The following is a 15,068-nucleotide window of genomic DNA, read 5'->3' on the forward strand; positions in this document are numbered from 1 at the left end:
CACCTCGCACCTCGCACCTCGCACCTCGCACCTCGCACCTCGCACCTCGCACCTCGCACCTCGCACCTCGCACCTCGCACCTCGTTATGATCTCCTTTTGTTACTTTAGTGTTAAATCTAACTTCCCTTACGTGTAAGTTACTGGTAATAATGTTGTTAGATGCGTAGAAAACGCACAATTTATTAGAAAGACAATAAACACAACATCAAAACAACCAATTGCTTAAATCAAGGAGTCAGGATGAAAGCAGGTAAAATTATCGCTACAGCCGTTTTAGCAAGTGCAGCATTACTATCTTCAACCAGCATTATGGCTAAGACAGCTAAAATTGCAGTCTCGCAGATTGTGGAACACCCAGCACTTGATGCCGCTCGCCAAGGTCTAGTGGATGGACTAAAAGCAAAAGGCTATGAAGAAGGCAAAAACTTAGAGTTCGATTACAAAACAGCGCAAGGTAACCCTGCGATAGCGGTTCAGATTGCACGTCAATTCGTAGGTGAAAACCCAGATGTATTAGTCGGTATCGCGACTCCGACAGCGCAAGCGTTAGTCTCTGCAACTCGCTCAATTCCTGTTGTCTTTACTGCCGTTACTGACCCAGTTGGTGCAAAATTAGTTAAACAGTTGAAAAAACCAGGCAAGAATGTGACAGGTTTGTCTGACTTATCTCCAGTGAGCCAACACGTAGAATTGATTAAAGAAATCCTACCAAATGCAAAATCTATCGGTGTTGTATTTAACCCGGGTGAAGCGAATGCCGTTACACTTGTTGAACTGCTAAAAGAAGCGGCTAAGGCTCAGGGACTTGAGGTTGTTGAAGCAACGGCATTGAAGAGTGCCGATGTTAAATCAGCGACGCAAGCGATTGCGGCTAAATCTGATGTGATTTATGCACCAACAGACAATACTGTGGCAAGTGCAATTGAAGGCATGATTGTGGCAGCGAATCAGTCAAACACTCCAGTATTAGCAGGCGCAACGTCTTACGTTGAAAAAGGCGCGATTGCAGGCCTAGGCTTTGACTACTACCAAGTGGGTGTGCAAACCGCTGATTACGTAGCGGCTATTCTTGATGGTGAAAAGCCTGGTGCTTTGGATGTTAAAGTTGCCAAGGGCTCTGATCTTGTTGTGAATACCGGTGCTGCTAAGAAGCTTGGTTTAACGATCCCACAATCAGTTATGGATCGCGCGACAAGCGTTAAGTAATTCTCCCATCTCGAAAGCCAATAAAGTGAATGCTTTATTGGCTTTATTACATCAGCAGAAAAGGAGTAGTTATGTCTGCTTTTGCTTTTTTCGGAGCTTTGGAAATAGGGCTTTTATATGGGTTAGTTGCTCTTGGGGTTTACCTAACATTCCGAGTTCTAGATTTTCCTGATTTAAGTGTCGATGGTAGTTTCCCTATGGGAGCCGCGGTTGCTGCAACGGCAATTGTTGCTGGTATTGATCCTTGGGTTGCGACGGGTATGGCTATTGCCGCTGGTGCTGTAACTGGTTGGGTAACGGCTTTTCTAGCGGTTCGTTGTGGCATCCTTCACTTATTAGCTTCGATCTTAACCATGATCGCGGCTTTCTCTATCAATATCCGAATTATGGGACGACCAAATATCGCCTTGTTGGGAGAAGAAACGATTCTGACCCCTTTTGAAGCACTTGGCGATCCAATGTTAGTGCGTCCACTAGTTGTGGGTATCTTAGTTTTGGTGTCAGGTTGGTTCATTGTTCGCTTGTTAAACAGTGACTTTGGGTTAGGCCTTCGAGCAACTGGCGTAAACGCGCGCATGGTATCAGCTCAAGGTGGCAGCACGTCGTTCTATACGTATTTTGGCTTAGCACTGTCTAACGGCTTTGTTGGCTTTGCTGGGGCGTTATTTGCCCAGACAAACAGTTTTGCGGATGTCACCTCGGGTGTCGGGACGATCGTTGTTGGACTGGCAGCCGTAATTCTTGGTCAAACCTTAATTCCTGGGCGTAAAATTTGGGTTGCAGTGACCGCAGTGATCGTTGGTTCAGTATTGTATCGGCTGGCAGTCGCATTTGCGTTGAGTTCAGGGATGTTTGGTTTACAAGCTTCTGATCTGAACTTAGTGACAGCAGTACTGGTTGCCGTCGCACTCATCGCACCAAAGATTAAAGGAAACCTTAAAGCAAAAAAGCGCCATAGCTCTGCTCAAGCAAAAGCACAGTCAAAAAGTATCCCAGCTAAGCAGGCAGAGAAGTCAGGAGAAGCAGTATGATTCGGCTAGAAGACATTCAAGTCACATTTAACCCCGGTACGATTCTGGAAAACCGAGCACTGCGAGAGGTTTGCTTAGAAGTGCCCGAACATCAGTTTTTAACGGTGATTGGTTCGAATGGTGCGGGTAAATCTACCTTATTAGGCGCTGTGACCGGTGAAACGCCAATGGTTGGCGGTAAGGTGATCATCAATGATGTCGATGTGACGAACCAAACGGTAGACCAAAGAGCAAGTCAATGTGCTCGAGTATTCCAAGACCCATTAGCTGGCACTTGTGGTGATCTAACGATTGAAGAGAATATGGCTTTGGCTTACATGCGTGGCAAACGTCGTGGATGGAGCTTGTCTTTATCCTCTAAGCGCAGAAAGTTATTTCAAGAGCGAATCAGTATTCTTGGATTAGGGCTGGAAGATAGGCTAGGGGACAATATCGGCTTGCTGTCCGGAGGACAGCGTCAAGCGGTTAGCCTAGTGATGTCGACACTATCAGACAGCAAGTTATTATTGCTTGATGAGCATACTGCAGCGCTCGATCCACGTATGGCCGCGTTTATTATTGACTTGACCAAAAAGGTCGTCAAAGAGTTTGACCTAACAGTTATGATGGTTACTCACTCAATGAAAGATGCTCTCGCGTGTGGTGACCGTACGGTGATGCTTCACCAAGGTGAAATTGTGTTAGATGTCGCCGGTGAACAACGAGCCAACATGCAGGTCCCTGACTTATTGGAGATGTTCTCAAAGGTTCGAGGTGAAGAACTTGCCGACGACAGTCTGTTACTCAATTAGTCAGGCTCTATAAAATAAAGCCCCATCTTAGGAGGGGGCTTTATTTGTGAGGTGTCATAGCTTTGTTGCTCTTCTATCAGTCAATTAATAATAAATTACACTAAATTTACATCCGATTAAGACTAAAATTGTAATAATATTATTGTCGTAAATATGAGATTAGTTGATCTAAGGGCAATAAATACATGAAAGTAAATAGGCATTTCAGCCTGACCTTTGTTTTTATATTTCCAGGGGTTCTTGCCATTATTCTCATTGGTTTGACGGCGAAAAACTATTACGACTCAGTTGGACGAGATATACAGAACGAATTTAGCCAATTAGAGGAAGTCCTTCGAAGAACGACAAAGGTTGTAACTGCGCTAGACTATAGTTTTTCTAACTACTATAAATCGAGAACACCGCTATTTTTGGCTCACAATAAGCAAGTTGTGGATGGCCTCTGCCAGATTTGGCCGATAGATGCATTATTGCTTGCCGATGGTAAAACAACAGATATTCCGACTGTAGATATAGATTACATGCTTGTTGGCAATGAATCTCTTTGCATTGAACTAAGCCCCACCAATATCAGCGCTACAGAAAAAGTCGCGTTTGCACCCATTCTTTCCTTTCTGTCCGAGCTAGACGACTATCATCGTGGCGTACATTTCATTGATAAGGAAGGGTACGTTATTTCGTCTCCTGAAGACTTCGCAAAAACCTTAACCAAAGAACTGCTCTCCACAATAAAAAGCTTACCTTATTGGCAAAAAACGGCAAATAACCCGGATAAACTCACCCTATCAGGTCCATCTTTTCGTGTTGACTCATTGGAAAGAGGGATGAGCATGACGGTCCCTGTTTTTCACAATGGAGCTCATCAAGGAATGTTGGCAGTAGATATCGATGCTGACAAACTGCTCGATACGACAGGAAGTAATTTGGCTGGGCGGATCAATATCATTGATACCACGATTTCATCCCCACCTGACAATGCGGCGTTTCTGCATAAAATTAATTTGGATGGAGTTGTAGCCAACCACACCGCATATTACGAGCTTAACTTTGCCGATGAACTGAAAAACTTCGTTATTTTTGAGCGTAATAGCTTAATCGTGACGCTTGTAATCTATCTCTTCAGCGTCACGATTCTGTTTTATGTGAATTCTACGATTGAAAGAGGCTACTTCAAGGATTTAGCCGCTAAAGACCCAATGACCGGGTTATTGAACCGTCGAGGTTTAGAGTCATTTTGGCGCAGTGTTGAACATGACCAATTGTTTGCTTTAGCTGTGTTCGATATCGATAATTTTAAAGCCGTCAATGATACATATGGTCATGACAAAGGCGATGATGTGATTCGCTATATGTCCCGTCAAATTAGCAATAACATTCGAAGTAGTGACGCTGCAGCAAGATTTGGCGGTGAAGAGTTTGTAATTTATCTAAGAGGGGATAACAAAGATCGCCTTGTTCAAACATTGAATCGGGTTAAAAGCGAAATTTGCAAACATTCAACAACTGCTATTACGACCGGTTTTACGGTGTCAGGTGGAGTGTGCGTTGTTGAAACGGAACATAACAACTTGAATTTTGATGAGATATTCAAATACGCGGATGAAAAGCTCTATGTTGCTAAAACTACGGGTAAAGATCGGATTGAGTTTTAGGCAACATAGGAAGCGAGCTTTCTAGTTATATTTAGCTATGGCTTGCTTGATATCTTTGAATGTGCTCAACGATAGGTGCTGCTTTTTTAAAAGTACGAATTTCTCTAAATAATTCTTCTGCCTGTGGGTACTCTTTACGCAAGTAAACAAACCACTGTTTCACTCGATTTGGATAGTACATACCTTTGTCGCCTTCGATCTCAAATTCAGAGTAACGGAGTAACAACTCAATGACTTCCATCCAAGGCATCGGCTGGTGGTTGTGTTTAACTACGTTACCTAGATTGGGAACATTGAATGCACCGCGACACACCATCAAAGAGTCGACACCCGTTGCTTTGATACACGCCTGCCCATCAGCATGGTTCCAGATTTCGCCATTGGCGATGAGGGGAAGTGATGTTTTTTGGCGAATCTGATTGATGTAGTCCCACTTAATCTCGCTCGCTTTATATCCGCCAGTTTTGGTTCTAGCGTGCACGGTTAATTCATCCGCTTTGGCTTGCTCAATTGCGTCGACAATCTCAAAACATTCTTCAGGGTTTTCCCAGCCTAGCCTGATCTTCGCGGATACTGGAATATGTTCAGGTACAGCTTCTCGGCAAGCCTTGACTACCTGATAAATTAACTCTGGTTCCTTTAGCAAAGAAGCTCCGCCGTTGCTTTTATTAACGGCTTTCGCTGGGCAGCCAAAATTAAGGTCAATGCCTTTTGCCCCTAGGCTAGCAGCTTGAACCGCATTTTCTGCCATCCATTTTGGGTGCTGTCCAAGCAATTGAACGTGAACAGGAACGCCAGCCATAGTCTGAGAGCCTTGCAAAAGTTCTGGGCATAGGCGATGAAAAACATGCGGTGGTAATAGTTGATCGACAACGCGAACAAATTCCGTAACACAGAGATCGTAATCATTTATCTCAGTCAGGATTTCGCGCATTAAATGATCAAGAACGCCCTCCATAGGGCCTAAAATTACTCTCATATATCACCACCAAAAAATCAGAGGCGTGATTGTACGGTGTGAGCTAATGATTGTCACGATACGTATTCGGCTTGTGAGCGATTTGAAGAAACCTTAGTGGAGGCTTACGGTAGCTATGATTTAGCAGAGATGTCGCTATAATGCGGACAACTGAAGTTAATAGCGATTTATGAATGATGACGTACCAATTACTGACCCTGCCTAGTTCTATAGAAGACATTACTCCTCAATTTGTAGAAGGGGCAATTTTTGCATCTAATCTTGCGACTAAACCATTAGATCCAGAAGTTTGGTTACCAAGTATATTTGCCGACAATACAGGGCTTGTGACTGAGTTGGTGACTGAACAAATAAATCGTCAGCATAATTTGATACAAAGAAGCGAGTACTTAGTAACGGAAGTACTAGAGTTATCTGGCGGTGAGTTTGATGAACACTTTGCCGACTTTGCTGAAGGTTTTATGTCTGTCTGGCCTTTGGTTGAAGAACAATGGCAGCAAGTGACAATTGCTGATGGTACGTTGCGCATGCTTCAAGCGCTTCTCACCACTTTGATGTTAGCTATCGATGAAGAACAAACTCAGCAGCAAATGAAAGCTGCGGGGTTAGATAACCCTCCAAGCCTTGATGAGCTTGTGGGGCAGATTGACCTAATGGCGACTGAGGTAGCGCTTGCCGCGGACGAAGCGATGCTAGGAAACAAAGCACAGAGTGTGAACCCATTTAAAGGGGTGGGGCGGAATGATAAGTGCCCTTGTGAAAGCGGGAAAAAGTTTAAACAATGTTGCGGTAAGCAAGCGTGATAGAAAAAGTCGACCTAAGGTCGACTTTTTTATTACTAGTGAACAGTGAGAACTAGCGTTTTGATTTTGCAAATTGAGCGAGAACAATCACCGCTAATGCAATTAGGTTACCGGCAAAAATAACCACTAGCCATTGAGGCATCGACAGGCTCAAGAACTGCCATACCACTTTACTACAATCACCAAATGCTTCGAACATCCATGGTGCCCAATCATTTAGTGGAGCCCAGCTTGGGAAAGTGACGAATAAGTCGCAGGTTGCAAAAGGAGAAGGGTTAAATTGGTAATCAACATGCTGCATCGATAGCGCAAGACCTTTGTATGCACTTGCTCCCCATACCGCTAGGCCTAGCCAACGAATAATCGTGTTATTTGGGTTCACTAAACCAATCATGGCCGCAACGCCAACGCCTAGCATTGCTACACGTTCGTAAATACACATCACGCAAGGTGATAGCATCATGACGTGTTGGAAGAATAATGCACAAGCCTCAAAGAAAATGACAAAAACGAGCAGTAGGAGCCAAGATAGGCGCCCTTTTGAGAAGTCTTTGAGTGTGGAGAGAAAATTCACGAGTTAAATCCTTTCTGAAAAATAAAAAAAGCCCTGAATACTCAGAGCTTTTTATCTTGGATAAGTTTCCCAATCAACAATTATTTTTTATTTGTTAGATTAGTGTCCACCGCTCACCGCAGAAGTAGCTTCACCAACATGGTGGGATATCCAACCTGCATCATAGAACCATGCTGTCATTGGTTCAACGAAGTAGACAATACCAACAAGGCCAACAATCGCTAGAACGATAGTGTATGGCAGCGCCATAACAACCATGCGTCCGTAAGAAAGGCGAATTAGTGGTGCCAGTGCAGACGTTAGTAGGAATAGGAAAGCAGCTTGACCATTAGGCGTCGCAACTGAAGGCAAGTTAGTACCTGTGTTGATTGCGACTGCAAGTAGGTCAAATTGATCACGAGTGATGATACCGTCAACTAACGCTGTTTTTACTTCGTTAATGTAAACCGTACCAACGAATACGTTATCTGAAACCATGGATAACAAGCCATTTGCAACGTAGAACAAGGCTAGCTGTGTGCCTTTATCTTCAACGTGAAGTACAGCGTCGATAACTGGCTTAAACAGAGATTGATCGATGATTACGGCAACGATAGAGAAGAAAACAGCAAGTAAAGCGGTAAACGGAAGCGCTTCTTCAAAAGCTTTACCTAATGAGTGCTCTTCGATAACACCAGTAAAGGCCGTAGCTAAAATAATGACTGAAAGACCAATCAGACCGACTTCTGCCACGTGAAGGGCTAAGCCAACAATCAACCAAACCGCAATCGCACCTTGAACCCAAAGTTTCGCAACATCTTGTTTGGTACGACTTTGACGTTCTTTGTTATCGAATTCTACAAGAATCTGACGAACGTTATTCGGCAGCTCTGCGCCGTAGCCAAAGATTTTCAGTTTCTCTACAAATGCACATGTGATCATACCGCAGAAAAATACTGGCAGAGTAACTGGTAGCATTCTGATGATGAATTCACCGAATTCCCAACCAGCTTGCTTAGCAATTACTAAGTTCTGAGGCTCACCAACCATCGTCATTACACCACCAAGTGCAGTACCGACACCAGCATGCATTAGTAATGAGCGTAAGAAAGCGCGGTAGTTTTCTAAATCTTCACGAGTTAGTTCCGAAATTTCGCCATCGTGAGTGTGGTCGTGCGCTGAGTTAGAGCCTTTACCAGAAGCCACTTTGTGGTAAATCGAGTAGAAACCGACAGCGACGCTGATGACAACCGCGATTACGGTTAATGCATCTAGGAAAGCAGAAAGGAATGCAGCTGCAAAGCAGAAAGCAACAGATAAGAGCATTTTAGAGCGAATGCCAAGCAGTATCTTGGTAAAGATGAAGAGCAGAAGCTCTTTCATGAAATAAATACCGGCAACCATGAAGACCAGTAAGAGTAATACTGGCAAGTTTGCCTGTAGTTCATGATAAACCACTTCGGGTTTTGTCATTCCAATGGCAATAGCCTGAATTGCAAGTAGACCACCTGGCTGTAGAGGGTAGCACTTTAATGCCATTGCTAATGTAAAAATGAATTCAATAACCAGTAACCAACCTGCCACAAACGGGTCGACTAGAAAGAATACGATTGGGTTGATGATGAGAAATGAAATGATGGCAATCTTATACCAATCAGGAGCCTTACCAAGAAAGTTCTTGATAAATGCATTTCCGAGAGACATCGGCATGTTAATACTCTTATATGTTAATTATGAATAGATTTAGCAATACAAGTGAATAGCTTCTAGTCATGGAGTATTAATTTATTCCATTACTAACAGTGACTTAGAAAAACAACAATCCGTGTATTGTTTTGTGGTCTTGCCAAGTCACTCCCTTAGAAACTTAAGCACTGCTCATTTTTGAGCGCAACTCTACTCTTAGATAACATTTAGTCAACAGGAAAAACTCTGAAGTACTAAAATTACCCATTTTTTGTTGAGAAACGCGATCAAAGTAGCGCTAGGATAACATGAAAACTGTGAATTAATTGATGCTCCATCAATATTTGCTCGAAATGACTGAAAATTACAACTTAATGGGTATTTATGTGCAAATATGATAAGGGTATTTTGTAATTTATATAAATGCTTACAAATTTCTAAATTATTGATTTTTATAACTAAATGCACTGTTAATAGATTGTTGAAATCATTGTTTGCGAGAAGTGCGTCACATGCTGATTGCTGCAATCGTGTGCGAAAGGTTAGAGTTAATGCTCTAAGTGTGTTTGGGCTATCACTAACTGTGAGTGAGGTTTCCGCTAGCTCTCAACTAGTGGTATGATGAGTCTCATTAACGCAGAACAATTAGAATTGGATTATAGTTTACATGGTCATTAAGGCGAAAAGCCCGGCAGGCTTTGCAGAGAAGTATATTATTGAAAGTATTTGGAATGGCCGTTTCCCACCAGGCTCAATCCTACCAGCAGAGCGTGAACTTTCTGAATTAATTGGTGTTACACGTACAACTCTACGTGAAGTATTACAGAGGCTAGCGCGCGATGGTTGGTTAACTATCCAGCACGGCAAGCCAACTAAAGTGAATGAGTTTATGGAAACATCAGGTCTCCATATCCTTGATACACTGATGACGCTTGATGCCGATAATGCGACTAGCATTGTTGAAGATTTACTTGCGGCACGTACAAATATTAGCCCTATCTTTATGCGTTATGCATTTAAGGCAAATAAAGAAAACTCAGAGCGCACTATCACTGGCGTGATTGAGTCTTGTGAAGCGCTGATTGCGGCAGACTCGTGGGATGAGTTCTTAGAGTCTTCTCCTTATGCGGATAAGTTAAAGCAAACCATCAAAGATGATAACGAAAAAGATGAAGCTAAGCGTCAAGCTATCTTAGTTGCAAAAACGTTTAACTTTTATGACTACATGTTGTTCCAACGTTTAGCTTTCCATTCTGGAAATCAAATTTATGGTTTGATTTTCAATGGCCTTAAAAAGCTATACGATCGCGTGGGTAGCTACTACTTCTCGAATGTAGAAGCCCGACAGTTAGCGCTGGATTTCTATAAAGAGCTGCTTGAAGTGTGTCAAAATGGCGACCGCGAGAAGCTACCTTTGGTTATTCGTCAATACGGTTTGGCAAGTGCTCAAGTTTGGAACCAGATGAAGACAACGCTGCCGACAAACTTTACTGAAGACGATAGCTAAACTCGTTTTAAATAGAATAAATAAGCCGCTGATCAAATGTCAGCGGCTTTTTTGTATTTCGGTATTGCTGCTTAGCGTCTATGCGACGAATTCTTCTGAGTCCGGGCGGTGAGTAAATTGAACGCCGTTTAAGAATTCACACAAAAGCGAATCTTCACAGATTTTGTAATTCTTGTTATTTGGCTTACGGAAGTACGCACCGATCTCGTACTTGCTTAGACTAATGCCGACGACTTCTAGTACATCTAAAACATCTTCTGCTTTCATGTTTAGTGCAATGCGTAGCTTCATGAAAATCATATTATTGGTCAGCGTTTGTTCTGGCTTAGGCTGTTCGCCTTCTTTCTTACCACGCTTCAGATTGATAAAACCATTTAGAAATAAAGCGAGTTCTTTATCCTTCATTTTAGTCGCAGACTTCTCTGATTCTGGCTTCAACCAGTCATTGACTTGGTTAGGAGCGATGGTGACATCTGCCTGCTCAAAAGCCTTGATGAGCTGAGTATTTTTAAGGTTTAAAGCGTGTTGTATGCGACGTAAGGTTTCGTTGTTATTCACAAGGGGTCCTAATAGGCTGTTAACCGAGGGATGCTCCATCGGCTAAAATTGATAAAGAGGCGGATATTGCGGCCGACTCTAGCAGAGAATAGGTTGTTTCGATAGAACTAAAAATCCCCAATACATTTCTGCATCAGGGATTTCACTATTAATGTTTTATCTGACTGAGGTCAGAATTACATTACGCGCATACCAGGTTGAGCACCTTCGTGTGGCTCAAGAATCCATAGGTCGCTGCCTCCTGGGCCAGCTGCTAGGATCATGCCTTCAGACATACCAAACTTCATCTTACGAGGTTTTAGGTTAGCAACCATTACAGTTAGCTTGCCTTCTAGCTCTTCAGGTTTGTAAGCAGACTTGATGCCTGAGAATACCTGACGAGTTTCACCACCGATATCCAGTTGGAACTTAAGCAGTTTGTTTGCTTTTGGCACTTCTTCACAAGAGATGATACGAGCAATACGCATATCTACTGCAGCGAAAGCGTCAAATTCAATCTCTTCTGCGATTGGATCTTTATCTAGCTCAGTTTGGCTTGCTTTGTTCTTTTCAGCTTCTGCTTTCTCTTTTGCTGCAACTTCTGCTGCTGCATCTTCTTTAGAAGCTTCAATCATCGCTTCAACCTTCTTAGGATCGATGCGGTTGAACAGTGCTTTGAACTTAGTGATTTCGTGACCAGTCAACGGTGCAGCGATACCTTCCCAAGTTAGTTCTTCGTTTAGGAATGCTTCAGTGCGTGCAGCAAGCTCTGGCATTACCGGTTTCAGGTAAGTCATCAGAACGCGGAATAGGTTGATACCAACAGAACAGATGTCTTGTAGCTCTTGGTCTTTACCTTCTTCTTTCGCCACAACCCACGGTGCTTTTTCATCAACGTATTGGTTTGCTTTGTCAGCTAGTGCTGTGATTTCACGGATAGCGCGACCAAACTCACGAGTCTCAAAAAGCTCTGCGATACGATCAGCAGCTTCAGTGAACTCGTTGTAAAGCTCAGTTTCTGCGAAGTTAGCTGATAGTTTGCCTTCAAAACGCTTAGTGATGAAGCCAGCGTTACGAGATGCTAGGTTAACGATCTTGTTTACTACATCAGCGTTAACGCGCTGAGTGAAGTCTTCGAGGTTAAGGTCTAGATCATCAATACGGCTGTTTAGCTTAGCTGCGTAGTAGTAGCGTAAGCATTCTGGATCTAAGTGGTTTAGGTAAGTACTCGCTTTAATGAAAGTACCTTTTGACTTAGACATCTTCGCACCGTTTACCGTTACGTAACCGTGAACGAATACGTTGTTTGGCTTACGGAAACCAGAGCCTTCTAACATTGCTGGCCAGAATAGGCTGTGGAAGTAAACGATGTCTTTACCAATGAAGTGGTAAAGTTCTGTTGAGCTGTCTTTCTTCCAGTACTCATCGAAGTCTAAATCATCGCGCTTTTCACATAGGTTTTTGAATGAGCCCATGTAGCCAATTGGTGCATCTAGCCATACGTAGAAGAACTTGTCTTTCTCGCCTGGAATTTCGAAACCAAAGTATGGCGCATCGCGAGAGATATCCCACTGTTGTAGGCCAGATTCGAACCATTCCTGCATTTTGTTCGCAGTTTCATTTTGAAGTGAGCCAGAACGAGTCCATTCTTTTAGCATGCTCTCAAACTGAGGCAGGTCAAAGAAAAAGTGTTCAGAATCCTTCATTACTGGAGTCGCGCCAGATACCGCAGACTTAGGCTCAATCAGTTCTGTTGGAGAATAGGTTTCACCACAGTTGTCACAGTTGTCGCCGTATTGGTCTTCAGACTTACACTTAGGGCATGTACCTTTTACGAAACGATCTGGAAGGAACATTTCTTTTTCAGGATCGAACAACTGAGAAATCGTACGGCTAGAAATGAAACCGTTCTTTTTCAGCTCAAGGTAGATGTGAGAAGCCAGCTCGCGGTTCTCTTCACTGTGCGTGCTGTGGTAGTTATCAAAGCTGATATCAAAACCGGCGAAGTCTTTTTGATGCTCTTCACTTACAGCAGCGATCATCTCTTCTGGCGTGATACCCATCTGTTGTGCTTTTAGCATGATTGGCGTGCCGTGAGCATCGTCAGCACAGATGAAGTTTACAGTGTTACCACGTAGGCGTTGGTAGCGAACCCAGATATCAGCTTGAATATGCTCAAGCATATGACCAAGGTGAATCGAGCCGTTAGCGTACGGAAGTGCACATGTTACCAAAAGTTTTCTTGGATCAGTTGCCATACTTAATATTTCGCTTTGTTAATAGGTATAAATTTGATTGCTAATACTACTTGATAACGCTTTCGACGCCAAGAAGTGAGCGCACTGAATACCCTAGTTTTTTTAGGGTTCAGTCAACAAGACTAGGGTGGTAGCATTAACAAAAAAAGGAGCGCCCATGCGAACGTTTTCATCTAAACAAGATTTTTGTGATTGGCTTAATCAATTTGAGCACCCAAACCTAATAGCAGGTTGGGCAAATACTCCGAACCTAGTCAAGGTTTCTTCTTCAGGAACGTTTGACATCAGATTTCCGTTTGCTGCTAACCAATTAGTGGAAAACCTTGAGTTATGGATCTCGAATCAAATTCAGGAACAGCTGGTTGCATCCTTTTCTTTTAGTGTTGCAACTTTACCAGTTGGACTGGAAACGTCTGTGTCTTCACCAATTAAAGGGGTGAAAAACATCATTGCAGTCACGTCAGGTAAAGGCGGGGTTGGTAAGTCGACTACCGCAGTTAACCTTGCGTTGGCTATCTCTAAATCGGGTGCAAAAGTAGGCTTGTTAGACGCAGACATTTATGGCCCATCTGTACCAATCATGCTTGGTCAAAAACAGGCGAAACCAGAAGTACAAGACAATAAGTGGATGAAGCCGATTAAGGCTCACGGCATTTTTTCACACTCTATTGGTTATCTTGTTTCTCAAGACGAAGCGGCAGTTTGGCGAGGACCAATGGCGTCGAAAGCGCTGGGGCAATTGCTCAACGAAACCTTGTGGCCAGAGTTAGATTATTTGGTCGTCGATATGCCACCGGGTACAGGGGATATACAGTTAACGCTTTCTCAGCAAATTCCGGTAACGGGAGCGTTAGTAGTTACTACTCCTCAAGACCTAGCTTTAGCCGATGCAAGAAAAGGTGTCGCAATGTTTAATAAGGTGGAGGTGCCAGTGACTGGCTTGGTCGAAAACATGAGCTACCATATTTGTAGTAGCTGTGGGCATCGGGAACATATTTTCGGTGTGGGTGGAGCAGAAGCCATGTCCGGGGAGTACGGCTTGGATATATTGGCTCAAATTCCACTTCATATTGATATGAGGGAGGATATTGATGCAGGAACGCCGACTGTTGCTTCGCGGCCACAGAGCGAGCACTCACTTTTATATATGTCGTTAGCGGAAAGAGTATGCAGTAAGATGTATTGGCACGGTAAACCTAAGCCAGAAGCGATAAATTTTACGATGCTCGACTAGAGAGATATTGACGCAAACGATTGTCCTGGCTAAATATATTACTAATTCATTATCAACTGCAATTTACCTCTTTGTTGACTAGTATCTAATATGTTTAGCCCCTATAATCAGGCGGTTTATCTAATCCCATCACCAAAACCATATCGGGTGCAAAATAATGTCTGATAATAATCAATGTGTCATCGTAGGTATTGCTGGCGCTTCTGCTTCTGGAAAAAGTCTAATCGCGAGCACTATTTACAATGAATTACGCGAGAAAGTAGGCGACCACCAAATTGGTGTTATCACGGAAGATTGCTACTACAATGATCAAAGCAACTTGAGTATGGAAGAGCGAGTAAAAACGAATTACGACCATCCAAGTGCACTCGACCACGATTTACTTTGTGAGCACCTAGAGAAGCTGACAAAAGGTGAGGCGGTAGAAGTTCCAGAGTACAGCTACTCAGAGCATACTCGTACCGAAAACACGACTCCATTAACACCGAAGAAAGTAATCATCCTAGAAGGTATCTTGCTTCTGACTGATCCTCGTCTTCGTGACTTAATGCATGCGACTGTATTTATGGATACACCACTTGATATCTGTTTGCTTCGTCGCGTTAAACGTGATGTTGAAGAACGTGGCCGTACGATGGAATCGGTTTTAAAGCAATATCAAGAAACAGTTCGCCCTATGTTTATGCAGTTCATTGAGCCTTCTAAGCAATACGCTGACATTATTGTTCCACGTGGTGGTAAAAACCGTATCGCAATTGATGTGCTGAAAGCTCATATTGCAAAGTTATTGAAGTCGTAACACTTTAAATAAACTTTATTTTTTATGAGAT

At 43.1% G+C, this 15,068-nt stretch carries 13 protein-coding genes; 8 read left to right on the forward strand and 5 right to left on the reverse strand.

The window, feature by feature from the left end; translation table 11 throughout:
* Positions 1–241 precede the first annotated feature (241 nt).
* From ACHUFI_RS08695 to ACHUFI_RS08710, 4 genes are all read left to right on the forward strand, one after another.
* The gene (locus tag ACHUFI_RS08695) at positions 242–1,207 is read left to right on the forward strand and encodes an ABC transporter substrate-binding protein (RefSeq protein ID WP_394248216.1); all 966 of its coding nucleotides are present in this window, start codon (positions 242–244) and stop codon (positions 1,205–1,207) included.
* A 71-nt stretch (positions 1,208–1,278) separates the two neighbouring features.
* Positions 1,279–2,238 (forward strand): ABC transporter permease, encoded by a 960-nt coding sequence (locus tag ACHUFI_RS08700; protein ID WP_394248218.1) that lies wholly within the window; start codon positions 1,279–1,281, stop codon positions 2,236–2,238.
* Positions 2,235–3,029: an ABC transporter ATP-binding protein gene (locus ACHUFI_RS08705; protein WP_394248220.1), complete on the forward strand. Its 795-nt coding sequence runs from the start codon at positions 2,235–2,237 to the stop codon at positions 3,027–3,029. Before ACHUFI_RS08700 ends, ACHUFI_RS08705 begins: the two co-directional genes overlap by 4 nt.
* Positions 3,030–3,214: 185 nt before the next feature.
* The gene (locus tag ACHUFI_RS08710) at positions 3,215–4,681 is read left to right on the forward strand and encodes a GGDEF domain-containing protein (RefSeq protein ID WP_394248222.1); all 1,467 of its coding nucleotides are present in this window, start codon (positions 3,215–3,217) and stop codon (positions 4,679–4,681) included.
* A 31-nt stretch (positions 4,682–4,712) separates the two neighbouring features.
* Here ACHUFI_RS08710 and dusC read toward each other — a convergent pair whose 3' ends face one another.
* Positions 4,713–5,660 carry a tRNA dihydrouridine(16) synthase DusC gene (dusC, locus tag ACHUFI_RS08715; protein ID WP_394248224.1) on the reverse strand — a complete coding sequence of 316 codons (948 nt, stop codon included), beginning with the start codon at positions 5,658–5,660 and terminating at the stop codon, positions 4,713–4,715.
* 176 nt (positions 5,661–5,836) lie between these two features.
* Here dusC and ACHUFI_RS08720 point away from each other — a divergent pair, with 176 nt between their 5' ends.
* A complete protein-coding gene (locus ACHUFI_RS08720; RefSeq protein ID WP_394248616.1) occupies positions 5,837–6,463 on the forward strand; it encodes an SEC-C metal-binding domain-containing protein in 627 nt (208 codons plus the stop codon).
* Between the two features lie 52 nt (positions 6,464–6,515).
* On the opposite strand, the gene dsbB is transcribed toward ACHUFI_RS08720, so the two are convergent.
* Entirely contained in the window at positions 6,516–7,037 is a 522-nt protein-coding gene (dsbB, locus tag ACHUFI_RS08725) for a disulfide bond formation protein DsbB (RefSeq protein WP_394248226.1), read from the reverse strand.
* Positions 7,038–7,136: 99 nt separating this feature from the next.
* Positions 7,137–8,726, reverse strand: a complete 1,590-nt coding sequence (nhaB, locus tag ACHUFI_RS08730; protein WP_394248228.1) for a Na(+)/H(+) antiporter NhaB — start codon at positions 8,724–8,726, stop codon at positions 7,137–7,139.
* A gap of 643 nt (positions 8,727–9,369) precedes the next feature.
* Here nhaB and fadR point away from each other — a divergent pair.
* On the forward strand, positions 9,370–10,209 hold the full coding sequence (gene fadR, locus ACHUFI_RS08735) for a fatty acid metabolism transcriptional regulator FadR (RefSeq protein WP_394248230.1): 840 nt from the start codon (positions 9,370–9,372) through the stop codon (positions 10,207–10,209).
* 78 nt (positions 10,210–10,287) lie between these two features.
* Here the strand turns inward: fadR and ACHUFI_RS08740 are convergent, their stop codons facing one another.
* Both ACHUFI_RS08740 and metG read right to left on the reverse strand, forming a co-directional pair.
* Positions 10,288–10,767: a YehS family protein gene (locus ACHUFI_RS08740; RefSeq protein WP_394248232.1), complete on the reverse strand. Its 480-nt coding sequence runs from the start codon at positions 10,765–10,767 to the stop codon at positions 10,288–10,290.
* 176 nt (positions 10,768–10,943) lie between these two features.
* Complete coding sequence (gene metG, locus ACHUFI_RS08745) at positions 10,944–13,004, reverse strand: methionine--tRNA ligase (RefSeq protein ID WP_394248234.1); 2,061 nt, start codon at positions 13,002–13,004, stop codon at positions 10,944–10,946.
* Between the two features lie 157 nt (positions 13,005–13,161).
* Here metG and apbC point away from each other — a divergent pair, with 157 nt between their 5' ends.
* Entirely contained in the window at positions 13,162–14,238 is a 1,077-nt protein-coding gene (gene apbC / locus ACHUFI_RS08750) for an iron-sulfur cluster carrier protein ApbC (protein WP_394248236.1), read from the forward strand.
* A gap of 157 nt (positions 14,239–14,395) precedes the next feature.
* The gene (udk, locus tag ACHUFI_RS08755; protein WP_394248237.1) at positions 14,396–15,037 is read left to right on the forward strand and encodes a uridine kinase; all 642 of its coding nucleotides are present in this window, start codon (positions 14,396–14,398) and stop codon (positions 15,035–15,037) included.
* Positions 15,038–15,068: the final 31 nt, after the last annotated feature.

This window comes from Vibrio profundi, assembly GCF_043642225.1.
GTDB classification, from domain to species: Bacteria; Pseudomonadota; Gammaproteobacteria; order Enterobacterales; family Vibrionaceae; genus Vibrio; species Vibrio profundi_A.

Bases quoted from the DNA above. Each gene is read 5' to 3' on its own strand.
- metG (WP_394248234.1), bottom strand. From the start codon at position 13,004: ATGGCAACTGATCCAAGAAAACTTTTGGTAACATGTGCACTTCCGTAC.
- ACHUFI_RS08720 (WP_394248616.1), top strand. From the start codon at position 5,837: ATGACGTACCAATTACTGACCCTGCCTAGTTCTATAGAAGACATTACT.
- ACHUFI_RS08710 (WP_394248222.1), top strand. From the start codon at position 3,215: ATGAAAGTAAATAGGCATTTCAGCCTGACCTTTGTTTTTATATTTCCA.
- ACHUFI_RS08695 (WP_394248216.1), top strand. From the start codon at position 242: ATGAAAGCAGGTAAAATTATCGCTACAGCCGTTTTAGCAAGTGCAGCA.
- udk (WP_394248237.1), top strand. From the start codon at position 14,396: ATGTCTGATAATAATCAATGTGTCATCGTAGGTATTGCTGGCGCTTCT.
- apbC (WP_394248236.1), top strand. From the start codon at position 13,162: ATGCGAACGTTTTCATCTAAACAAGATTTTTGTGATTGGCTTAATCAA.
- dusC (WP_394248224.1), bottom strand. From the start codon at position 5,660: ATGAGAGTAATTTTAGGCCCTATGGAGGGCGTTCTTGATCATTTAATG.
- ACHUFI_RS08705 (WP_394248220.1), top strand. From the start codon at position 2,235: ATGATTCGGCTAGAAGACATTCAAGTCACATTTAACCCCGGTACGATT.
- nhaB (WP_394248228.1), bottom strand. From the start codon at position 8,726: ATGCCGATGTCTCTCGGAAATGCATTTATCAAGAACTTTCTTGGTAAG.
- ACHUFI_RS08700 (WP_394248218.1), top strand. From the start codon at position 1,279: ATGTCTGCTTTTGCTTTTTTCGGAGCTTTGGAAATAGGGCTTTTATAT.
- fadR (WP_394248230.1), top strand. From the start codon at position 9,370: ATGGTCATTAAGGCGAAAAGCCCGGCAGGCTTTGCAGAGAAGTATATT.